The following is a 23,271-nucleotide window of genomic DNA, read 5'->3' as shown; positions in this document are numbered from 1 at the left end:
GCGCCGCCCCTCATTGCCCTGCCGGGCTCCTTTCCTCTCCCTCCGGAGGGGGGAGAGGTGGCGCCGCGAAGCGGCGACGGAGTGGGGGAAGGCGTTCGCCAAACGCGCAGTCGCCGCAAGACAGGCACAATCCGACGCGCAAGAAATATTAGGCGGGCGGCGAAGGTCGACCCCCACTCCGTCGAGCTGCGCTCGACACCTCTCCCCCGATCGACGGGGGAGAGGAAGGGCAGTGAGCGGCGGCGCTGATCGCCGTCCACAATTCAATCAATTGGGAGGCAGCGGTGTCCGACAAGGTTAAAGTGCTGGTGGTGGGTCTCGGCAATATGGGTGCGTCGCATGCCAGCGCCTATCACCGGCTCGACGGTTTCGAGATCGTCGGCATCATGAGCCGCTCGATCAAGAGCAACACGAGGATACCAGGAGAATTAGCCGGCTACCCACTCTACGAGGATTTCGACCAGGCGCTGAAGGAGACGAAACCGGACGCCGTCTCGATCAACAGCTGGCCGAACACCCATGCCGAATATGCGCTGAAGGCGATCGCCGCCAACTGCCATGTGTTCATGGAAAAGCCGCTCGCCACCAACAATGAGGATGCCGAGAAGGTTGTCGCGGCGGCGCGCGCCAAGAACCGCAAGCTGGTGCTCGGCTATATCTTGCGCGTCCACCCGTCATGGATCAAGTTCATCGAGGTCGGCAAGACACTCGGCAAGCCGCTGGTCATGCGGCTCAACCTCAACCAGCAGAGCAGCGGCAGTGCCTGGCACTGGCACAAGAACCTGATCGATTCGCTGATCCCGATCGTCGATTGCGGCGTCCACTATGTCGACGTCATGTGCCAATTGACCGGCGCCAAGCCGGTGCGCGTGCACGGCATCGGCGTCAAGCTCTGGGCGGAAGCCGACAAGCAGAATTACGGCCACCTGCACGTGACCTTCGATGACGGCTCGGTCGGCTGGTACGAAGCCGGCTGGGGTCCGATGATGAGCGAGACGGCCTATTTCGTGAAGGACGTGGTCGGCCCCAAGGGCGCGGTGTCGATCGTCGCCGGACAGCAGGCGAGCAGCGCCGCCGACACCGCCGAGGTGTCGAACTCCGCCGACATCGACCGCCACACCAAGACCGACGCGCTGAAGATCCACTATGCCGCTGTCGATGGCGACAAGAATTTCTCCAAGCCCGACGAGATCGTCAGCATGGAGGACGAGCCCGGCCACCAGGAACTCTGCGACCGCGAGCAGGCCTTCTTCCTGCGCGCCATCCGCGAGGATCTCGACCTGACCGAGCAGATGGATGCAGCGGTCAACAGCCTGCGCATCGTGCTCGCCGCCGAACAGAGCATCGCGCTCGGGCGGACCATCGACCTGGCCTGACGCAATTCCCGTCTCCCCGTCCCCATTCGAGGCTGTCGCATATGGATTCTGGCGAAGAAGGACCCCCACCCTAACCCTCCCCACAAGGGGGAGGGAAGCTGCCGCGCTCTTCATCCTCGGTGTTAAACGCCTGTGATTTGCCGAGTTCAGCGCCTACAGAATCCCCCTCCACCTTGTGGGGAGGGGTTAGGGGTGGGGGTATTCGTAGGGCGAAAAGCTAGGTTTCTTGAGTGCCTTGGTCCCTCTCGACAGAGGGTGCCGGGAGGCGGCGCCAAACGTTGGCAAGATCAACGAACGACGTTGAAAAATTGGGAGAGAGACATGGTCACCGAAAGTCTGCTGAAAACCTATGCCGAGTCCGACGCGCTCGACTTGGCTGGACTGGTGCACAGCGGCCAGGTTTCACCGGCGGAACTGGTGGAGGCAGCGATCACGCTGGTCGAGCGGCTCAACCCGGCGCTCAATGCGGTCATCCATCGCCTCTACGACATGGCGCGCGCCCAGGCCGAAACGGTCGACACATCAGCGCCCTTCGCCGGCGTGCCGTTCCTGCTCAAGGAGCTGGCCTCGTCCTGGACCGGGGCGCCGAACACCAACTCCTCATTCTACCTGAAGGACGTTGTCGCCGATTTCGACACCGAGGTCGTTCGCCGCATGAAGGCGGCCGGGCTGGTGCTGGTCGGCAAGTCGAACGCGCCGGAGAACGGTTGGTCGATCACCACCGAGCCGAAACTCTACGGTGTGACGAAGAACCCGTGGAAGGAAGGCATCACGCCCGGCGGCTCCAGCGGCGGCGCTGCCGCGGCCATCGCGTCGCGCATGGTGCCGATCGCCGAGGCCAGCGATGGCGCAGGCTCGATCCGCATCCCGGCCTCCTGCTGCGGCATTGTGGGCTTAAAACCGTCCCGCGGCCGCATCAGCCTCGCGCCGTTCGGCGACTATTGGTATGGCGGCGCCTATTTTCTCTGCTGCTCGCGCACCGTACGTGATACGGCGGCCTATCTCGATGCGGTCGCCGGCGCGCTGCCGGGCGACCCCTATACGCCGCCGGTCCCGGACGGTTCCTGGCTCGATCTCTCGGCACGGGCGCCGAAGAAGCTGCGCATCGGCTTTTCCGTCACGCCGCCCAACGGCACGGCGATCGATCCGGAGGTGAAGGCGGCGGTGCTGGCGACCGTGGCGGCACTCGAGCGCCTCGGCCACCATGTCGAGGAGCATGACATGCCGCTCGACGCCAATGCTGTGTGGAAGACCTACACCAACATGACCTGCGTGCAGACGGCGGCGACGTTCGACTACCTTGAGACGGTGGTGGGGCGGCCGGTGACGCCAAACGACGTGGAGGCGGTCACCTTTGCGATCATCGAGCGTGGCCGTTCGACCAGCGGTACGAGGCACATCTCCGATGTCGAGCAACTCAGGCAGGTCGGCCGCGACATCGTCGGCGACCTCGGCGCCTACGATCTCTTCATCACCCCGACCCTGACGCAGCTGCCGCGCCCGTTCGGCTATTACGACATGTCGGAAACAGACATCGATCGCTACAACGCCAAATGGGCGGACTCGGTGTTTGCCTTCCCCTTCAACATCTCCGGCCAGCCGGCGATCTCGCTGCCGCTCGGCTGGTCGAAAGGCGGCGTCCCGATCGGCGTGCAGCTGGTCGGCCGCTACGGCGACGAGGCAACGGTGCTGGCCGCGTCCGCACAGCTGGAGCAGGAGATGCCGTGGAGAGGGAGAAGGCCGGCGGTGAGTGGGTAGGTGCTGGGCACCGCGTGCGGCTTCGAGATTGGCCAAATCCGCCCATCGCTTCGTCATCCACGGGCGGAGCAAGGAGCGCAGCGACGCAGCGCAGACCCGAGGATCCATGCCGCGACTTCAAAGCGTCGCTACGATGAAGAGTTTTGCTCCGCTGCATTCCTCGGCCAAGGTCACGGCATGGATCCTCGGGTCTCCGCGACGGAGCTTCGCTCCTGCTCCGCCCGTGGATGACGAAGGTGGGGAGGCTTCGGCCAATCTCCAGCGTGCAGACTCAAAGCCGGCTATCCAATCCTCTCCAACCGTCTCGGCAGACGATTCATGGCAACAGGCCCGTCCGGTGTGATCAGGAACTGGTCCTCGAGATTGAAGCTGGCGAGGCGGTCTATGTAGAGCGGGATTTCGAAGGCCAGCACCATGCCGGCTTCGATCACGACATCGCTGTCGGCCGCAATGAACGGCCATTGCTCTGAGAAGACGGACTGGCCGACGCCATGGCCGAAATGGCCGCGGCGGTAGGTACGCAGCCCTTGCCGCGCCAGGCTGTCGGTGGCGACGCGATGCACTTGGGCGAGCGTGGTTCCCGGAACAAGGGATGCCAGCCCGTCGTCAAAGGTCCGCTCGGCGATCGCGTGCAGTTCGGCCTGCTCGGCGGATGGCGGCCCGAAGGTGAAGTTGCGCGACATGTCGGAGGCGTAGCCGCCGACCGTGCAGACCATGTCGCACTTCAGCGGATCGCCCGGCATGGCTTTCGCATCGGTGCTTTTGAGCCGGGCGCCGAGCGTCACATATTCGGCTGTGGCGACCGGATGGGACAGGCCGGCCGCGGCCGTGGCGACGCCTTGCCGATAGAGGGCAATGAGATCGGCCTGACGCATGCCGGCCATGGCATCGACCTGCAGCCGCTCCAGCCCGGCCTCCGACAGGATGATGCCTTGCTGCAGCAGATCGATCTCGCGCGGCGACTTGACGGCCCGCAGCCTGTCCAGCACGGTCGAGCCGTCGACCATCGTGCAGCCCGGCAGCAGCGCCTGCATGGCGGAGAAATCAGCGGCGGGAACAAAATCGAGATCGACGCCGATCGTTGCGCGCTCGAGCCCGAAGCCGGTCAGGATCTGCTTCAGCTCATGGACGGAATTGGCCAACTCGAATGTAGCGGGCCGGGTAATGGCAGGCGTCCAGCCGGACGAGCCAAAGCCGGCCACTATGCGCCGCGCCAGCCCTTGCGCTGGCCTCGAGGCGTCAAACGTGGCGAATTCGATCCAGATCGGGTGGCTGCGGATGACGGCGTCGGGCAGAGCCAGTTGCAACTGTCCCGCATTGAAATCCGCCACCACCACGCCGATCGGCAGGCCTTGGCGGGCCGGGATGACGACGAAGCCGGCGCCGGCGCGCCGGAACAGTCCCGCCGGGCCGATCGAGGCGCCGGTCGCATAGTGGAAGGCCTCGGGTGCGCACAGCACCAGCGCCGCGATGCCCGCGCGCTTCATCAGTTGCGCCGCGCGCCTGCGATCGACAAAGCCTGTCATGATTTCCCCACTGTTCGAAGCGGCAACGAAGCACTCCGCGCATCGACAATCAAGCCGCTGACAGCAGCTACTTGATCGATTCCAGCTTGGCGACGGCGGCCGTGAAGCCAGCCAGCGACACCGGGATGGTGACCGGCTTGCGGGTGACCGATTCCATGCCGATGTTCAGATTGGTGCCGGACTTCATTGCCTTGATGAGATCCGCCGACAGCGGCGTGGCGGCATAAGCGCCGTTCTGGTCGCTGGTCTGGATGGCAATCGTCGTCTTCTGGCCCTGGTCGATCTGGAAGGAGGCGCCGGACGGCAGGAACAGGCCGTGTGGCAGGGCAAGCAGCATGGCGAGGCTGCCATTGCCGTTGTCGCGGCGCACGGTCACGGTCAGCACGCGCTGCCCGGTCTTGGCCTCGGTCAGGTTCTGCGAAACCTGGCACTGAAGCTCGCTGGTCGCCGAACCGCTGGAGCAGTTCACTGCCCATGGATTGGCATCGGCCGGTTTTGCATTGCTTTCAGCCGGCTTTGGCTGGGCCGGCTTGGCATCTTCGGCAAGGGCTGGGCCGGCGGCCAGACCAAGCCACAGGGCGGTCAGCCCCGCGGCCACGCCAAGTAAATTAGACTTCGCTAAAGTAGCTGTCATGTTATTTTGCCGGACGTCTTGCATGTTTCCTCACCGCGCCCGGTATTCTCCCGAGCACGGCTTGATACAACACCCGCGACTGTTTCGAAAGCTCGACCGGAGGCAAGAAAGCCGGCGAAATTACTGTGACCTTTCGGATACAGCGAACAATTTTACAGGGAGCTTTCAGAAATCGGAGCGCCCGAGACTCGCTATACAATAGAATTCGATTAAGGATTTACACGGGGCGCGTGTAGGCCCCGAAGGACTCGCCAGGGATGGGAACTACCGAGACTTCTCGGCAAGTTGGTGAGATAGCGGCGCGTGGGGAGGATTTCCACGCTCGCGCCGGCTATCGCCGTTCGCGAATCGCCAGGCATCTCTGGAAGACGACGGCGCTGACGACGCTGGCGCTCGGCCTTTCCGGTCTGGCGGCCCATGCCGATCCGAACGGCCTGTGGCAGCCGCAGATCCGCGCTATCATCGGCGCCGACAACAATGGCGGCAACGCCGCGCTCGAAGGTTTCATCCCGCTCAAGCAGACGGCCGAATCCGTGCTGTTCCTGGATGTCCGGGCCAAGCACGATTTCAAGGATGGTTTCGGCCAGGATGTCGGCCTCGGCATTCGCCGCATCGTCAACCCGGACCTGATGATCGGCGGCTACGCCTACCTCAACATCGAGAACTACAACTCCACCCAGTTCACCGCCGCCACGCTGGGCGCCGAGGCGATCACGCCTCATTTCGATGCGCATGTGAACGTCTATCTGCCGATCAAGGGCGATTCAACGGATCACTCGGCCAGCTCGACCCTGTCGATGGTCAGCAACCAGCTGATCGAGCAGATCTCGGTCATCGACCACCGCGACTACGCGGCGTGGGGCATCGAGGGCGAGATCGGTGCGCAGGTGCCGGTCGCCCTGCCCGACAAGCATTCGCTGCGGCTCGACATCGGCGGCTATCATTTCGAGGATCCGCATGGCGACGACGGCAGCGTCACCGGCGCCAAGGCCGGGTTCGAGTATACGATCGGCGATGTCTTCGGCAGCAACACGGAACTGGTCTTCGCCGGCGAGGTCCGCAACGACAATCGCGACGACACCCAGTTCGCCGGCAGTGTGCGGCTGAACATCCCGTTCAATCCTGGCAGCGGCTCGGACAATGCAGACGGGACCGATAGCGGGGCGGAGCCGGTCTATCCGGTCAGCGAAGGCCTTCGCAAGCGCGTCAACGAACGGGTGCGTGGCGACATCGGCGTCCGCGTCCAGTCGCAGACGCTGACCGGCGGCACGACCACGCGCATCGCCATCAACGCCGCCACCAGTGCCGCCTTCGGCAAGTTCTATTTCGCCGACGGCGGCCTCGCCGGCGCCGGCACGCTGGCCGACCCGACGACGCTGGACGACGCCGTGACCAAGTCGGGTGCGAACGGCTTTGTCGTCGCGCTTGGCGGCAACGGCAATCTGACGACCGGCGGCGTGACGCTCGCCAATGGCCAGACCGTCATCGGCGGCGGCGAAAGCGTCACCGCCAGGCTGTTCGGTGGCGGCACCAGCACCTTCAACCTGGGCGGCAGCGACGGCACGATCCAGGGCACCAACGTCGTCAACCCCGTCATCACGCTGGGCAACGGCAACACGCTCAACGGCATCACCATCACGGGCGGCGCCAACGGCATTTTGGGCAACAACATCACTGGCGCGACGCTGACCAATGTGACGGTCACCGGTGCGGGCGGCAACGGCGCCGACTTCACGGGCAGCTCGACCGGCATTACCGGCTCCAACTTCACCGCCACCGGCAACGGCCTCGACGGTCTGCACATCGACGGCGACGGCACCTACAATTTCACCGGCACGACGCTGCTGCAGGGCAATCTCGACGACGGTCTCGATATCACCGGCAAGGGCACCTACACCTTCGCCACCGTCAATGCGCAGGACAATACCGACCGCGGCATCACCGTGCAGGGCACCTCGACCGGCGGGACGTTCACCACCACCGGCGGCACAATATCGGGCAATGGCGGCACCGCCGTCTTCATCGATCCGATCACCGCTCATGTGGTGCTGGACTCGATCAGCCAGAGCGGCGGCACGTCGGGTGTCGTGCTCGAGAATGTCGCGGGCAGCTTCACGGTCAACGGTGCGACGACGATCTCCAACACGACCGGACCAGCGATCGCCATTTCGGATTCGCCGGCGACGATCCGCTTCGGCGACATCAGCATCACCAACCCCGGCGCCGACGGCATCTCGTTTGCCGGCGTCAATGCGGCGGTGGTCGCCGGCAACATCGTCATCTCCGGACTGGGTGTCGGCACCGGCCTCGACTTCTCCGGATCCAGGACCAATTTCACCGCGCAGTCGCTCAACATCACCGGCACCGGTGCTGCCGGCTCGATCGGCATCGACCTGACCTCACCGAGTGTTGGCGGGGCGGTCATCACCATCACCGTTGGCGGCGTCATCACCAATGTCGATACCGGCGTGCGGCTGGGCATAGCCGGCACGCCGGGGGCCACGGCCAACGCCGAATTTACCTTCGGCGGCGATTCCAGCTCCATCTCCGGCATCACCGCCTCGCTCGATGCGCGCGGGCTCAATGAGGGCAGCGGCCACTACGCCTTCGGCACGACACAGTTTACCGGCCTGCAACTTTACGATCTGCGCAACTATATCTTCGTCGCGGCCGGGGCTTCGGGCGGCGGCACGTCGATCACCGACCTCGCCTCGATCGATTATGCCGACAGCATTACCGCCAGCGACGCCATCATTGTGCTGGTCAACCGCGGGACAATCGACGACGCCACCGGCTTCTCGCTGAGCGACGGACAGGAACTGGCCTCGTTCGGCAACGGCCGCGAGTTCTCGCTCGGCGGGGTGCCGTTGAATGTCACCGGCACCAACGTCCATCATGACGAATCCATCTCGGATTCCGCGGGCGCGGCAACGCTGACCAGTTCCGGCGGCGGCGATGTCGTGACGCTGGGCAACGGCAACACGTTGCTCGATTTCAATATTTCCGGTGGCGCCGCCGCCGGCATACACGGCCTGGGCATCAATGGCCTGACCGTCCAAGGCGTGACGGTCAGCAATGTCGCTACCGGCCTCTTCCTCGATGGAGTGACCGGTACGGTCTCGGTCGACGACCTGACCGTCCAGACCGCATCTCAAACCGGCATCGCGCTTGTTGGTTCGAGCGCGACCGTCAATTTCACCGGCAACACCAAGATCACCAACGCCACCAGTGCCGCGCTGTCCACCAACAATTTCGACGGCATCGCCACCTTCGACGATCTCGACATCACCGGCGGCGGCGTAGGCATAGGCATCGTCGGCGGTTCCAGCGGAACCTTGACCTTCGGGGTCGGGAGTTCCATCGCCAACACGAGCAGCAACGCCTTCTCCATCAGCAACTCGACGCCCAACGTCACCTACAACGGCACCATCAACCAGACCGCTGCTACCAGCGCGGTGACGATCTCTGGCATGAGCGGCGGCAGTGCCACGTTCGGCGGAGCGATCACCGCCAGCACCGCCACCGCCTTCGCGATCAACCTGAGTGGCAACACCGGCGGCACAATCAAATTCAACGGCGGGCTCGACCTCACCACCACGACCGGCACCGGCTTCAGCGCCACCGGCGGCGGTACGGTCAATGTCGCGGCCGCGGGCACGGAGCAGATCACCACCGGCACCGGCCACGCGATCTATCTCGACGGCGTCACCATCGGCACCGGCGGCATGGCGTTCGACAGCATCACGACAGGCGTCGTGGCAGCCACGGCGCTCAACTTCAATGCCGTCTCGGGCGGCCCGTTCCTGGGTGGCAATGTCACTATCGGCGGCACCGGTGGCGGCATCAACGGCCTTGCAATCAACGCTTCGTCATCGACCTTCACCATCACCAATCTGATGACGACCAATGTCGCGGGCACCGATGTCAGCCTGACCAACAACACGGGCTCGATCACGATCCTCGGTGGCACCATCACCAATTCGGGCGTTGGCGACGGTGTCGTCATTTCCGGTGGCAGCGCGACAATCGGTGTAGCAGCCAACATATTCAGCTCGGCAACCGCGCCAGGCACGGCGGTCAAGGTCGACGGCACCACCGGCGGCTCGGTGACCTTCAGCGGCAGCGTCACCTCGACCGGCAACGGCAATCTTTTCGCGATCGGCTCGTCGCTGCCCCCGGTCGGCGGCGCGATCAGCTTCACCGGCCCGACACTCTCGGCGACAGGCGGCGGCGGTGTGGTTGTTGTCGGCCTTGCCGGCACGGCGACGCTGAACGTCACCGCGCCGCTGTCGATCACCAATGCCACGAGCACCGGCCTGGCCGTCGCCAATGTCGCCAGCACCGCATCGGCGACCTTCGGAGCGGTTACGGTGACGGGCGCTGGCGCGGACGGCATCGGCATCGGCAACAATGCCGGCGCCGTCACCTTCGGCACCACCAGCGTGACGATGGGTTCGACCGTCGGTCCAGCCGGCATCAACTTCGCCCTGACCAATGCCGATGTCACATTTGGAACAACCAATGTGACGATGGGCTCCGGCGCCAACCAGACCGGCATCGACTTCAGCGGTTCGTCAACGACAGCCGATTTTGGCGTGACGACGATCACCGGCACCGACGACCTGACCTCGCGCGGCATCGACCTGTCGTCGACCATCGGCAACAAGACCATCACCTTCCTGCAGGGCTCCAGCATCTCGAAGGTTGGCGTCGGCGTCGAACTGTCGTCCGGCGGCACAACGGCGACCTCCGCCAACGCCAATTTCACCTTTGGTGACGGCAATGCGGGTGACGGGCTGGAATCCTTCATCAGCGCGACCGCCGGCGGCTACACAGTCAACACGATCGGGCTCGATCCGACGCTCGGCAATTATGATTTCGACGATGTCACCTTCTCCGGTCCCGCCCATCTGGCCAGCGCGGTCGGCGCGGTCGTCATGATTTCCCAGGACGGTGGCATCGTCCACGCCAACACGGACGGGCTCAGCGCCGACGTGACCACGGTCACGGCCGCCCAGGCCGATGCCATGACCGGCACGCAGACCTTCGCCTTTGTCGGCACCGTCGATCTGAGCGCCATGCCGTTCACGCTCGATTCGGGCCAGTCGATCGCCGGCTTCGGCAACGGCAGTTCGATCATCACCTCCGGCACCATCCAGCCGATCAATGTCCAGGGCAATCTCGGCGCCACCGGCGGCAACGTCACCGGCAATGAGGGCGTGGTCAAGAGCACGGGCGGCGATACGTTGCAGCTGCTCGGCAGCAATCAGGTGCGCGACACCGCATTCGACTTCACTGGCGGCAGCGGTTCGGTCTTCACCATCGACCAGAATGCTGCCGGCTTCAGCAATGTCGGCGGTATCGTCATCCAGGGCGTCACGGTCAGCAATGTCGCCACCGGCCAGACGGCGTTCAAGGTCGTCGGCCTCGACACCAATTTGTCGATCACAGACAACAACGTCAACGTTGCCGGCACGCTGCTCGACGTCGATGGCGGCACCGGCAACATCACGGTCACGCGCGGCACGCTGCCCAACAGCGGACCGGCGGGCACGCTGACCGGCGGCGGCATCTCGATCGCCAACCGCAGCGGCGGCCTGGTCGATTTCACCGACAAGGTGACGGTCAACGGCAATGGCGTCTCGCTGACCGGCAATACGGGCTCTGTCATCACCTTCGCGGATCTGGATGTCTCCACGAACGGCGTGACAGCGTTCAGCGCCACCGGCGGCGGCACGGTCAATGTCGTGACCGGCACGATCAACGCCACCAACGCGCAGGCGGCGGCGCTCGACGGCATCACGGCCGGTATCAACTTCGCCTCGACAAGTGCCACATTCGCTTCCGGCAGCGGCGTCGACCTGCAGAACCTCAGCGGCACGGCAAGCTTCGGCACCGGTACGCTGACCAACACCGGTTCGGGCACGTCGTTCAATGTCGGCTCGGGGACCGCAGCCAGCGGCGGCAACGCGACGATTTCCTATGGCGGCACGATCGCCAGCAACGGCACGGGCGCCGCGGTGTCGATCCAGAGCATGACCGGCGGCTCGGTGACGCTGTCGGGCAATCTCACCGATACCAATGCGGCGGCCGGCGGCAACATCGTCGTTGCCGGCAACGACGCGGCCGCGATCACCTTCTCGGGCACCAGCAAGGTGATCAGCTCGGGCGCGACGGACGGCGTGAGCTTGGGCATCATTGGCAATTACGCTTCAGCCGTCCCGGCACTCAATACCAACAGCACGATCGACTTCACCAATGGTGGCCTTGCTATAACGACAATGACCGGGGCGGGCTTCGTCGCAATTGGCGATTTAGGCCCGGCTGGCGCAACCTCCACCATCATTACCGTCACCGGCGCCGGCAACGAGATCAATGCCGGCAGCGACGGACTTGTGGTGTATGGTGCCAATGTCGGCAGCGCCGGCATTACCTTCGACAGCATCTCGGCGGACTCCACGATCCCTGCTCTTCCCGGCGACCCCGGCGGTGCCGGCGTGACGCTGTTGGGCGCCAATCTCGTCGGGGATGTCAACATCGGCGGCCTGAGGGATACTGGATACACCGGCGCCTGGCTGTACGCCCTGAGTGGCACCGGGGAGGTCAACTTCACCGGCACGATCGATCTCGACGTCCAATATGCCGGGTTCGATATCGGCGGTCCCGAGGTTGGCACCGTCAACATCGCCAATGTCGCCGGATCCACCCTGACCATCGATGGCGGCCAGTTCGGCATCATACAGAGCTCGCAGGGCGGGACCGTCAACGTCGGCGTCAACGGCAGCGCCAGCATCACGAACACCACCGTCTCGGCTATCAGCCTCGGCGGCGGCAATGACCTGGCCTTCACCACGCTGACCTACAAAGGTTCGATCACGGTAGGTGCGGGATCGGTGATAAGCGCCAGCGGCGATGCGACCCGTCTGAACATGAGCGGTTCCGTCGTTTCCACCACGTCATCGACGGCCTTCGACTTCTTTGGCCATGCCGAAGGCATATACGATATTTCGAGCACCATCGATCACAGCGGTGGCGAGGGTGTCGCCATCGGCGGCTCGGCCAACGGCACGGTCACCTTCTCTGGTACGTCGAAGATATTCAACACCGGCGCCAACGATGCCATCGTCAAGGCACCGTCGTACGTGATGGACCCGCAGACCAAGGGCACGCTCAACTTCACCAATGGCGGCCTCGTCATCACCACCAGCAGCGGCGCCGGCTTCACCGCCAGCACCTTTGGCCCCGGCACGATCAGCGTCACCGGCGACGGCAACACCATCACCACCGGCACGGGCACGGCGCTGAAGCTTGGCGACGCGACGGCGGTCGTCGCCGGGGCGAAAGGCGCGACGGTCGGCGCCGGTGGTATCAAGTTCGATACGATTTCGGTCAATGGCGCGGCGACCGGCATATCGCTCAACAATGTCAGCGGCGGCACCCTCAATCTCGGCGCGGTCGACCTGCAGGGCGTCACCACGACCGGCGTCCAGGTCTCTGGCACGCTCGGCTCGACGCTGAATTTCGCCAGCCTGACCATCGGGCTCAATGCCGCCAATGCGGTCGGCCTCGACCTCAACGGCGCGGCGCTCGGCGCGAGCAACATCACCGCGGACGATTTTGATGTAGACGGCGGCGGCTTCGCCGGCACGATCGGAATTGACATGGCCGGCACCACCGGCACGGGCACGATCCAGCTCGGCGACACCGTCAACAACAATCCGGCCGGCCAGAAATCGACTATCGCCAATGTCGGCTATGGCGTGCAGTTCTCCAGCGCCACCGACGCCAGGCTGGTGTTCGGCGACGGCGCCGGCCCGGCCGAGTCGTCGATCGCAACCACCGGCGGCCAGGTCATCCACACCACCGATAGCTTGCCGACCAATGGCGACTACAATTTCAACGACGTCAATTTCACCGGCGACGTTTCGAACCTGTCATCGATCAGCGTCTACTACGTCACCGAAGGCGGCACCGGCGACGGCAGCCTCGCCAATCCGGGCAGTTACGCGGGCGCACAGGCTTCCACGGCCAACGTCGTGGTCCTGATCGACAAGAACGTCAACGGCGCCCAGGAAACCATCGACCTCAGCGGCACCACGTTCAACCTCGATGACGGGCAGGTGCTGCTCGCCTTCAAGAGCGGCGACGCGGCCGTCGATGTTTCGCAGCTCGGTGTCGACACCAGCAGCGGCGCCTCCGCCGCGTTCCACTTCACCACGGTGCAGAACTCGCCGATCATTTCGGCGCCGGGGGGCATCGACACGCTGCGGCCGGTCCTGCAGAGCAACAACGCCACGCAGGTCATCAATCTGGCGACATCAGGCAGCGGCATCTTCACGGGCGGCATCCAGAACCTGATCGTCAGCAATCTCGGTTCCGGTGCGGGCGTTGCCGTCAACGCGACCGGCGCCTCCAGTTTCTTCGTCAGGAACAACACCATCGCCGCCGGCGGCAACGCGCTCGATTTCTCCACCACGGGAGCTCCGGCCAATACGCTTCTGCTGTCGATTGACGGCAACACGCTGCAATCGACCGGCTCCGGCCTCGCAGCGTCCTTCGCCGGTCAGAACATCAATGCGACCGACAATTCAATTGCGATCAGGTCGTTTGCCGGCAACAAGGTGACCGGCGGCGCCGGCAGTGGCGGCATCGCCTTCAACAATGTCCGCTTCGATTCCGACGGCGCCGGCGGCACCGTCAGCGCTGGCACGCTCGGCATCGGTAACCCAGGCGCTCGCGTCCAGGGCAATGGCCTCAGTTTCACCAACACCAGCGGTACCCTTGATCTGGGCACGCTCAGCCTTGCCAACAATGGCGGCACCGGTGTCATCGCCAACACCAAAACCACCAATTTCACGTTGAACAACAGCGGTGGCGTGGTCACCACCACGAACGGCGCGGCATTCGATCTCGATCCGCTGACCGTCAACATGACGTTTGCCACCGTCAGCGCCCTAGGCGGCGCCAGCGGCATCATCTTCGACGGCGTCGCCGGGACCTTCACCGTCACCGGCGGGACAAGCATCACCAACACGACGGGCTTCGGCATCGATGCCATCAACACCAACACTGGCACCTTCAACTTCAACACGGTGACGGTGAACAATGTCACCGTCCCCAACACAGGCGGGGGCATCCGAGTCCAGACCGGCACGCTCAACGTCACCGGTCTCGCCAACATCGACACGACCAGCGGCGTTGGTCTCTCGCAGGCCGGCGGCACAACCAGCTTCACCAACGGCGTCACCATCGACACCACCGCCGGCACCGGCATTCTCGCCACCGGCGGCACGATGGGCATCACCGCTACGGCTGCCGCCCAGACGGTGAACGCAACCGGCGGCACAGCGATCAATCTCTCCGGTGTCGCCGCCACCATCGCGCTCGATTCGACCTCGTCGACCGGCGGCGTCAACAATGTCAGCCTGACCAATATCGGCGGCGCGCTCAATCTCGGCACCGGCGCGCTCAGCGGGGCGACGGGCGCGTCGTTCAATGTCGTCGGCGGCACGGCTGCCGTGAGCTATTCGGGCACGGTCAACAATTCGGGCGCATTCAGTCCGGCGCTGAATGTCCAGAGCCGGCTTGCCGGCGCCGGCCTCGTCGCCCTGAGCGGCAATCTGACGGCCAGCGGGCTGGGCGTATCGCTGAACAACAATGCAGGCGGCACGGTGACGGCGTCCGGCGCCTCGAACAGCTTTACCGGCGGGGGCACCGGCATATCGATCACCGCCAACACCGGCGGCACCTACAACATCAGCGGCGCCAGCTACGCCATCGGCATGAGCGGCGGCGGGCTTGGCGTCGATATTGCCGGCAACAGCGCCCCGGTGACGGTCAATTTCAACGGCGGCGGTCTGGCGATCGTGACCTCGGCAGGCGCCGGCTTCAATGCCACGGGCTCCGGCACGGTCAGCGTCACCGGCGTGGGCAACTCCATCGCCACGGGCACCGGTGTGGCGATGAACCTGAGCGGCGTCACCGTCGCGGCCACCGGCATGAATTTTTCCTCGACCAGCAACGGCGCCGGCGGCAACAGCGCCGTCGTCCTCACCAACGTGATCGGGTTGGGGACGATCAATCTCGGCGCCGGCTCGCTGGTCGGCGGCAGCGCGGCAACCATCGCTGTCAGCGGCGGCACCGCCAACCTCAACTATACCGGCAATGTCAGCCAGTCGAACAATGCCACCCTGGTCAGCGTCGCGGGCGGCCACAGCGGCACGCTCAACTTCGCCACCGGCGCGCTGTCGGCGACGAACGGCACCGGCCTGCAGTTCGACAATGCGGACGGCATCTACAGTTTCGTCGGCACGACGACGCTGAATGGCGGCAATGCCAGCGTCGACATCCTCAACGGCTCGGGCGGCACGTTCAATTTCGGCACCGGCACCTCGATCACCAGCCCGAGCGGCACCGCGTTCAATGTCAATGGCGGCACCGCCACCGTCACCTATGCCGGCACGATCACGCAAGCCACCGCCGGCCAGCGCATGATCGTCGTCGCCGACACCGCCGGCGGTTCGCTGAATTTCACCACTGCCGTGGCGAACGGGCTCAACGACACCGGCGGCACCGGCATTGTGATCGACGGCGCGGCGGGCAGCGTCACCGTCAACAATGCCAGCCTGACGGGCACGGCCGGCATCACCATTCTCGGCGATTCGCTGAACAACGCGACCGGCACCTACACCTTCAACAATGTCGCCATCCAGACCGACGCGGGGGCTGCGAACCATGCCTTTGTCGTCGACGGCGATCAGGGCACGCCAGGCAATGACGACGTCAGCGCGGTCGTCAACCTGAACAATGTCGACATCACCAACCCCGGCGGCAATGTCGCAAATATCCGCGGCATGGCCGGCGGTTTAATCAATTTCGACAGCGCCAGCACGATCACTCGCAGCGATGGCGGGCTGGGCATTGCCGTGCTCAGCAACGCCGGCGGCACGATCAACTTCGGCGGCGCGGTCAAGACGCTCTCGACCGGTGTTAATGCCGCCGTCATCCTGACCAGCAACCCCGGCGCGACCATCAACTTCACCAATGGCGGGCTGATTATCAACACAACGAGCGGCGGCGGCTTCAGCGCCACGGGCGGAGGGACGGTGACGGTGCAGGGCACCGGCAACACGATCACCTCCGGCACAGGCACGGCGCTCAACGTCGTCAACACGACGATCGGTGCCAGCGGGCTGAATTTCCAGAGCATTTCGGCGAATGGCGGCACCAACGGCATCGTGCTCAACAATACGGGCTCGGCTGGATTGACCGTTACAGGCGTCGGCACCACCGCCGGCTCGGGCGGCACTATTCAGAACACAACCGGGCGCGGCGCCAGTTTCATCAGCGCGAGCAACATCACGTTGAAGAACATGAATTTCACCAATGCCGGCACCGACGATCTCGATGCCGACAATTCGGGGCTTTCGACCGGTGACAACCTCGCGACCAACGCGGCCATCCACCTTCAAAACGTCTCTACGGCGACGCTGGACCGGATCGCCATTTCGGGCGGCGCCGAGCAAGGCATCAACGGCAATACCGTTTCGAACTTCACACTCAGCAACAGCAGCATATCGAATGCCGGCAATGGCGCGGATGAAGACGGCATCCATTTCTACAACATGTCCGGCATCAGCGCGGTCACGAACACCACGATCACGGGCAGCGGCGACGACAACTTCCAGCTCCGGCACGCTCGCGCTGACGATTTCAGGCGGCAGCTCGACCGGCGCCGTGCTTGGCAGCGGGTATCTGTTCGGCATCCGTGGAACGTCGAACGCCACGATCAACTTCTCGGGTGCCAATTCGAGCAACAACTTCAGCGGTGGTATCGTCGCCGATGCGTTCGACAGTTCCACGATGAACCTGAACGTCATCAACAGCACGTCGAGCAGCAACAACGATCAGCTGTCCGTCAGCGCCGGGGACAACAGCGATGTGAGCCTCGTCGCCACCGGCAACACGCTGAGCAGTACGGCCACGGGCGACTTCGTCGTGGTGAGCCTACTCGGCTCGGCGTTCGACAACGGCTTCACTTTTGACGCTCGAATTGAAAACAACACCATCACGGTCGCAAACGGGCTGACAGCTGATGGCATATCGGTAATCAATGCCGGCGGCGGCGCCATGCGGGTCGGGATCAAAAACAACACCATCGATTATGCCGGCTCGCAACGCGCCATCCTTGTCCAGACCGGACAGGACGGCGCCGGCAGCATCCTGGCCCAGATAACCGGCAACGCGATTGACATCAAACTGGATGGCGCCGGAAATGCAGTCGCTGGCATTCTCGTTCAGTCGGGCATCACGTCGCCGTCTGGCGATGGTTCGTCCGTCGATCTGAACATAGGGGGCGCCGGTGCTCTCGCCAACATCTTCACCCATTCGCTTGGCGGCACGATGGCGGCCGGCGACATCCGAGTGCGTCAGCGCTTCACCGGGACATTCAACCTCAATGGCTACGCTGGGGGTAACACGGATACCGCCGCAGTGGCCGCTTATCTGAACAGCCGCAATACAGTTGTTTCTGGATCTACCGCGACGTTTGAGCCGGTTGCCCTCCCGATCGGATTTACCGGGCTTGCCACGCCGCCATTCCCATGATGGCGGCGCGGAGGCGGTAGTAGCGACACCGCTCGGCTTGTCGAGCGTCGTGACTCTGGTGCGACGCTATACAATTTTGCGCTAGTTTTTTCCCACTCTTATTGTTTAATACTTCGTATTATTCTATGAAACGCTTATTTTATTGAAAAGGTCAAGTAGACTTCGCTGCCGTTCCGTGTATTCTACTGATACCTAATGAGGGCGTGAGACATGGCCGAACCATTTCTATCGGAAATCAGGATTATGTCATTTGTCTTCCCGCCCAAGGGTTGGGCGCTCTGTAACGGGCAGCTTTTGCCAATCAACCAGAACCAGGCGCTATTTTCACTGCTTGGAACCACTTTCGGCGGTGACGGCCAGGTCAATTTCGCACTGCCCGATTATCGGGGACGTATCCCAATCCACGTCGGAAGCAGTCACACACTTGGCGAGCGCGGTGGCGAGCAAAACCACACGCTGTCGATTTCCGAAATGCCGACACACGTTCATTTTGCGCAGGCCAGCACAAACACCGGTAGTAGCCAAGATGGTGTTGGGAACGTTTTGGGGGTGGTTCCGGGGCGGCTGTATAGCGACTTCGCGAACGTGACGACGCTGAGCCCGAGCACAATTGCCAGTATTGGCGGCAGTCAGGCGCATCTCAACATGCAGCCGTTCCTGACGCTGAGCTTCTGCATCGCCCTGCAGGGCATTTTTCCTTCGCCAAATTAAGGAGGCGCGACCATGGCACAGCCTTACGTTGGCGAGATACGCATGTTTGCCGGCAACTTCGCGCCGGCCGGCTGGATGTTCTGCGAGGGACAATTGCTGCCGATCTCGGAGAACGAGACACTTTTCCAGCTGATTGGCACAACCTATGGCGGCGATGGCGAGAGCACCTTTGCGCTGCCCGACCTGCAAGGCCGTGTTCCGCTCCATCAGGGCAACGGCTTTATCCTCGCGGAGACGGGAGGCGTGGAGGAAGTCAATATGACAATTTCCCAGATTCCTTCACACAGCCATCCAATGGTCGCGTCCCTGAATATTGGTCAAGATACCAGTCCCAGCGGGAAGGTCGTTGCACAGATTGGCGGTGGCGCCTTGCCCTACATCCAGGACACGACCGATACCAACATGGCCCAGCAGGCTGTAACAGCCGTTGGCGGCAGCCAGCCGCACAACAATTTCCAGCCGTATCTTTGCATCAGCTTTATCATTTCACTTTTCGGCATCTTTCCGTCGCCCACCTGAGAGGACATCATGGCTGACCCGTTCGTCGCCGAAATCCGGATCTTTCCGTTCAATTTCGCGCCCAGGGGCTGGGCGTGGTGCGACGGGCAGTTGCTGCCGCTGTCGCAGAACACGGCGCTGTTTTCGCTGCTAGGCACCACTTATGGCGGCGACGGCAAGTCCAATTTCGCTTTGCCCGATCTGCAAGGCCGTGCGCCGATGTTCTGGGGTCAGGGGCCGGGCTTGTCCCTGCACGATCTTGGCGAGCCTGGCGGTACGGAAACGGTAACCCTGCTCGAATCGGAAATTCCTAACCACACTCACGCAATGCGCGACCATGACATTGATCTGGGCGAGCTCAATGCGCCGTCATCGACGCGAAGCCTGGCCAAATCCACCAACGCAACAATCTATACCCCGGCGGCCAACCTGACGCAGATGAGTCCTCAATCGCTCCCCCCTGCCGGCGGCGACCTGCCACACAACAATCTGCAGCCCTATCTGACGCTCTATTTCTGCATCGCGCTGCAAGGCGTCTTCCCGCCAAGAAGCTGAATTCCGAACCAAAAGGGCAGGACCGTACGATGGCCAAGAACGCAGAACCGAAGTCGAAGGCCCCCGCAGCGAAAGCCCCGGCGCCGAAAGCGGCTTCCAGGGCCAGTGTCCGCCCGGCGCCGTCCAGCCCTCCATCCATTTACCAGCACAAGCCGGCCGGCACGTCGTTTTTCGAACTGTCGCGGCTGATGGTGGTGGGGATCGATTCCGCCAAGGGGCAGTTGATCCAGAAGGCGCAGCTTTCGCCGAACGGGCCATGGCCTTCGGCCTGGTCGTTCATCGCGCCCGGCGCCTGGGTGATCATGACGGCGGGCCTCACCAAGGACGGCCGTGTCGCCGTGGTCGCGCAGCCATCGGGAACCACCAATCTGTCCTTCATCACCGAAGACGCCAACCAGATCGGCCCGGTCGAGAAATGGACCGCGCCGATGGGCATCGGCACGCCGCCCGGCGCCACCTCCTATCAGAAGCTTTCGATGGCGCGCGATGCCGACGGCCGCATCGAGGTCTTCGTCACTGACAATCAGGGCCGCATCTGGTGGATCTACCAGAATCCGGACCAGATCGTGCAGGTGCAGAAAACCATCACGCCGCCGGGCACGACGACACCGATCGTCGTCACCGTCGACGTGCTGACGCCGCCGGCCAAACCGTGGAGCGACTGGATCCAGATCCCCGGCGGGCTGGTGACGGTTTCGGCGATACGCCAGGGCGACGGCCGCATCGCCCTGTTCGGCATCAATTCGAACCTGCATCTCTATCGCTGCCAGCAGGCGAAGGCGCAGGCCCTGAAGGCCGCCGACTGGACGGGTTGGGTGCAGATCGACACGACCCAGACAGGTGGCTTCATCGAGATGGCGCCGGTCGTCGGCCCGCTGGGCGCCACCAATCTGTTCGCCCTGACCCAGAACGGCCAGGTGCTGCATACGCGCCAGATGCCCGCCGGATCGGATACGTGGACGCAGTGGGCGACACCCGGCTACTCCAGGGCGCCCAACCTTGCGCTTGCCGCCGGCATCCAGGGCGACGGCGATATCGTGCTGGTCGCCGCCGACCAGCAGCACTTCCTCCAATTCAACGCGCAATGGGATGCCTATACCCAGAACTGGTCGGGATGGCGCGATTTCGGCGCATCCCTTCGCTCGACGCGCCTGACGCTCAACTACAATGCCGACGGCCGGCTCGCTTTGTTCAGCCTGGCGCTCATGCCGGACGGCACCAACGGCCTGTGGACGATCAACCAGATGGGCATCGACAGTTCCGAATGGGAGTATAACTGGACGTCGCTGACCGACAACAATCTCAAGCAGATCGTCGTCGTGCGCGACCTGACGCCGCCGGTCTGACGGTTGATTTACGCCAGCGTGGCGCAAGCGAAGCAGGCCCGTCCGGTCTGGCCCCGGTCTGACACGGCCGGGCTCGGCTTCCGCGCTGCGACGGAAGCGGATTTGCCGTTCCTGTCGCGGCTCTATGCCTCGACCCGCTTCGAAGAACTCGCGGTGACGTCGTGGAGCGAGGCGCATAAGGCCGAATTCCTCGGTATGCAGTTCCAGGCCCAGCACGCGCATTACCGAAAACACTATCCCGAGGCCGACTGGCTGGTGGTGGAACGCGATAGCGAAGACATCGGCCGCCTCTACATCGAGCGCTGGCCGAGCCAGCACCGCATCATCGACATCGCTTTCCTGCCGGAGCATCGCCGCAAGGGCTACGGCACCGCACTGCTGCGCGACCTCATCGACGAGGCATGGTTAGCCGGCAAATCAGCCTCGATCCATGTCGAGAAGCACAATCCGGCGAGACGGCTTTACCTGGCGCTGGGCTTCGCGGTCGTCGAGGACAAGGGCGTTTATGACCTGATGGCCTGTGCGCCGTCAGGGGGCGACGATCTATGATCGTCGGAACCGATTTGTTGGCAGATGCGATCATTGTCTATGGTCATCGTTTGCGCTGCCCCTCACCTGCCTGCCGGCATCCTCTCCCCGTATAGTGACGGGGAGAGGGACGCTTTCGCCGCGGATTTCACCACTCTCCAGCGTTGCAAGAAAGGCGCCCGCGTCGCAGCCAGCCACTCTCGCCCCGTTTACGGGGAGAGATGTCCGGCAGGACAGTGAGGGGCGGCGCCGGCGGCAAGGATTGTCGCATTAGGCCCTGTCACGATGCGATAGGCCTGCATGCAGCCCAAAACTGGGTCCTAATTGAACACCGCCTCGTACAGCCGCCCCGTCGCATCGGCGGCGACCGGCACGATGAAGATCTCGTGGCTGCCGCTTTCCCCCGTGAAAAAATAGGTCGCCTGCGGCAATGCGATTTCGCGCGGGCCTTTGAACAGCAGCGAGAAACCGCCACCCGGGCGCGGGCTGGCGGCGATGGGCTTGACCGCGCTCAGTTCGAGCGGGATCTGCCGGCCCCCGGCTTCTATGGTGAAGGTTTGTCCCTGCTCGAAATCCGACACCGACGCCATTCCGTTTCCTTAATCTGTCCGCTGGAGCGGTTCAGCGTTCGGATCGCTGATCCGGCTTTTGTTTCTTCGCAATTGCAAGGGAAACCACTACACACTTTTCCGGGAATTGCTCCAGCGGAGGCACTGTCGCCGCTTCGCCGCAAGCTGTCCAGAGGCGGGCAGGCCGGCGGTCGTGTTCCCCAAGACAATCGACCGCCGCATCCCAAAATACAGCACCGCCTGTCCTTTTATGCGCGCAAGAGACGCTGTAGTACTTTGTTCCTGCGCGGGATTCCTTTCGGCCCAAGATCAGCGCAAACAAGCATAGATCCCGGCTTCGGGACCATTGGCAGCCTGATGGGCGTGCGGGAGACGGATGATGGCGGATGCAAAGACGAACGGGACGGGCGATGCGTTGCCGCTGTTCTATTCGAGGCCCGAGGCGCTCAATCCGGCGCGGCACGGCTCGCTAGGCCTGACCGCGCGCAGCGACTTCGGCTTCGCCCGCTCCGCGCACGCCATTCCGGTGGTCGCGTCGGAAATGCCGGCGGCGATGCGATCCTACCCGATCGTCTTTATCGGCCCGGCCAAGTCGCCGGTGATCATCACCGGCGTGCGCCAGAACGAGAACCTGTTCGTCGATGCCGACGGCAAATGGACCGGGCCGCACTACATCCCCGCCTATGTCCGGCGCTATCCCTTCATCCTGGCCGAAGACCCGACATCGGCCGGCCGGCTGACGCTGTGCGTCGAACGGGCCAGCGACCGGGTCGTCGACCAGTTGCTGGCGCCGTCCCGCGATGACAAGATCCTGCCGTTCTTCACCGGCAACGAGCCGAACGAAGCGACCAAACAGGCGCTCGCCTTCTGCAACCAGTTCCAGATCGACTTCAGAGCCACCCGCGAGATGGTCGAAAAGATCGATGCGCACGGCCTGTTTTCACCGCGCCAGAGCAAGGTGACGCTGGAAGGCGGCGAGGTGCTCAACCTCACCGATTTCCAGGTGATCGACGAGCCGGCCTTCAACAGATTGAGCGACGAGGCGTTTCTCGACCTGCGCAAATCCGGCGCGCTCGGCCTGCTCTATTGCCACCTCGCCTCGACCAACAGCTGGACCTCGCTGGTGCATCAGGCGTCGCTGCGGAAGGCGGAGTAAGGCTCTCG

General features: G+C 63.7%; 13 protein-coding genes. 10 read left to right on the top strand and 3 right to left on the bottom strand.

Features of this window, described 5'->3' with window-relative positions:
• The first annotated feature begins 284 nt into the window (after positions 1-284).
• The gene (locus tag NKI66_RS28905; protein ID WP_023814186.1) at positions 285-1,376 is read left to right on the top strand and encodes a Gfo/Idh/MocA family protein; all 1,092 of its coding nucleotides are present in this window, start codon (positions 285-287) and stop codon (positions 1,374-1,376) included.
• Between the two features lie 321 nt (positions 1,377-1,697).
• Positions 1,698-3,134, top strand: coding sequence for an amidase (locus NKI66_RS28900; protein WP_352753757.1), 1,437 nt, complete (start codon positions 1,698-1,700; stop codon positions 3,132-3,134).
• 281 nt (positions 3,135-3,415) lie between these two features.
• Here NKI66_RS28900 and NKI66_RS28895 read toward each other — a convergent pair whose 3' ends face one another.
• Positions 3,416-4,660, bottom strand: coding sequence for a M24 family metallopeptidase (locus tag NKI66_RS28895; protein ID WP_128304314.1), 1,245 nt, complete (start codon positions 4,658-4,660; stop codon positions 3,416-3,418).
• A 67-nt stretch (positions 4,661-4,727) separates the two neighbouring features.
• Positions 4,728-5,294 (bottom strand): invasion associated locus B family protein, encoded by a 567-nt coding sequence (locus NKI66_RS28890; protein WP_245273202.1) that lies wholly within the window; start codon positions 5,292-5,294, stop codon positions 4,728-4,730.
• A gap of 257 nt (positions 5,295-5,551) precedes the next feature.
• On the opposite strand from NKI66_RS28890, the gene NKI66_RS28885 reads away from it, so the two are divergent.
• The 7 genes from NKI66_RS28885 (at position 5,552) to NKI66_RS28855 (ending at position 21,559) form a co-directional block, all read left to right on the top strand.
• Positions 5,552-17,338 carry a beta strand repeat-containing protein gene (locus tag NKI66_RS28885; protein ID WP_352753756.1) on the top strand — a complete coding sequence of 3,929 codons (11,787 nt, stop codon included), beginning with the start codon at positions 5,552-5,554 and terminating at the stop codon, positions 17,336-17,338.
• The gene (locus tag NKI66_RS28880) at positions 17,235-17,900 is read left to right on the top strand and encodes a hypothetical protein (RefSeq protein ID WP_352753754.1); all 666 of its coding nucleotides are present in this window, start codon (positions 17,235-17,237) and stop codon (positions 17,898-17,900) included. Before NKI66_RS28885 ends, NKI66_RS28880 begins: the two co-directional genes overlap by 104 nt.
• A 210-nt stretch (positions 17,901-18,110) precedes the next feature.
• Complete coding sequence (locus NKI66_RS28875) at positions 18,111-18,611, top strand: phage tail protein (RefSeq protein WP_023810878.1); 501 nt, start codon at positions 18,111-18,113, stop codon at positions 18,609-18,611.
• Positions 18,612-18,623: 12 nt separating this feature from the next.
• Positions 18,624-19,130: a phage tail protein gene (locus NKI66_RS28870; RefSeq protein ID WP_023810879.1), complete on the top strand. Its 507-nt coding sequence runs from the start codon at positions 18,624-18,626 to the stop codon at positions 19,128-19,130.
• Positions 19,131-19,139: 9 nt separating this feature from the next.
• The gene (locus NKI66_RS28865; RefSeq protein ID WP_352753753.1) at positions 19,140-19,664 is read left to right on the top strand and encodes a phage tail protein; all 525 of its coding nucleotides are present in this window, start codon (positions 19,140-19,142) and stop codon (positions 19,662-19,664) included.
• A gap of 29 nt (positions 19,665-19,693) precedes the next feature.
• The gene (locus NKI66_RS28860) at positions 19,694-21,010 is read left to right on the top strand and encodes a DUF8189 domain-containing protein (protein ID WP_128304311.1); all 1,317 of its coding nucleotides are present in this window, start codon (positions 19,694-19,696) and stop codon (positions 21,008-21,010) included.
• 3 nt (positions 21,011-21,013) lie between these two features.
• Positions 21,014-21,559: a GNAT family N-acetyltransferase gene (locus NKI66_RS28855; RefSeq protein WP_352753752.1), complete on the top strand. Its 546-nt coding sequence runs from the start codon at positions 21,014-21,016 to the stop codon at positions 21,557-21,559.
• 299 nt (positions 21,560-21,858) lie between these two features.
• On the opposite strand, the gene NKI66_RS28850 is transcribed toward NKI66_RS28855, so the two are convergent.
• Entirely contained in the window at positions 21,859-22,128 is a 270-nt protein-coding gene (locus NKI66_RS28850) for a DUF6916 family protein (RefSeq protein ID WP_352442381.1), read from the bottom strand.
• Positions 22,129-22,486: 358 nt separating this feature from the next.
• Between NKI66_RS28850 and NKI66_RS28845 the strand changes: the two genes are divergently transcribed.
• A complete protein-coding gene (locus tag NKI66_RS28845; protein WP_352753751.1) occupies positions 22,487-23,263 on the top strand; it encodes a SapC family protein in 777 nt (258 codons plus the stop codon).
• Positions 23,264-23,271 lie beyond the last annotated feature (8 nt).

It is taken from the genome of Mesorhizobium sp. M0518, assembly GCF_040321125.1.
Taxonomy (GTDB): Bacteria; Pseudomonadota; Alphaproteobacteria; order Rhizobiales; family Rhizobiaceae; genus Mesorhizobium.
Note: the sequence above shows the minus strand (reverse complement) of the source record. Positions and strands in the feature narration are given on the sequence as shown.

Excerpts from the sequence above, each read along its gene's own strand:
- NKI66_RS28885 (WP_352753756.1), top strand. The coding sequence starts at position 5,552 with ATGGGAACTACCGAGACTTCTCGGCAAGTTGGTGAGATAGCGGCGCGT.
- NKI66_RS28895 (WP_128304314.1), bottom strand. The coding sequence starts at position 4,660 with ATGACAGGCTTTGTCGATCGCAGGCGCGCGGCGCAACTGATGAAGCGC.
- NKI66_RS28870 (WP_023810879.1), top strand. The coding sequence starts at position 18,624 with ATGGCACAGCCTTACGTTGGCGAGATACGCATGTTTGCCGGCAACTTC.
- NKI66_RS28860 (WP_128304311.1), top strand. The coding sequence starts at position 19,694 with ATGGCCAAGAACGCAGAACCGAAGTCGAAGGCCCCCGCAGCGAAAGCC.
- NKI66_RS28865 (WP_352753753.1), top strand. The coding sequence starts at position 19,140 with ATGGCTGACCCGTTCGTCGCCGAAATCCGGATCTTTCCGTTCAATTTC.
- NKI66_RS28850 (WP_352442381.1), bottom strand. The coding sequence starts at position 22,128 with ATGGCGTCGGTGTCGGATTTCGAGCAGGGACAAACCTTCACCATAGAA.
- NKI66_RS28845 (WP_352753751.1), top strand. The coding sequence starts at position 22,487 with ATGGCGGATGCAAAGACGAACGGGACGGGCGATGCGTTGCCGCTGTTC.
- NKI66_RS28900 (WP_352753757.1), top strand. The coding sequence starts at position 1,698 with ATGGTCACCGAAAGTCTGCTGAAAACCTATGCCGAGTCCGACGCGCTC.
- NKI66_RS28875 (WP_023810878.1), top strand. The coding sequence starts at position 18,111 with ATGGCCGAACCATTTCTATCGGAAATCAGGATTATGTCATTTGTCTTC.
- NKI66_RS28890 (WP_245273202.1), bottom strand. The coding sequence starts at position 5,294 with ATGACAGCTACTTTAGCGAAGTCTAATTTACTTGGCGTGGCCGCGGGG.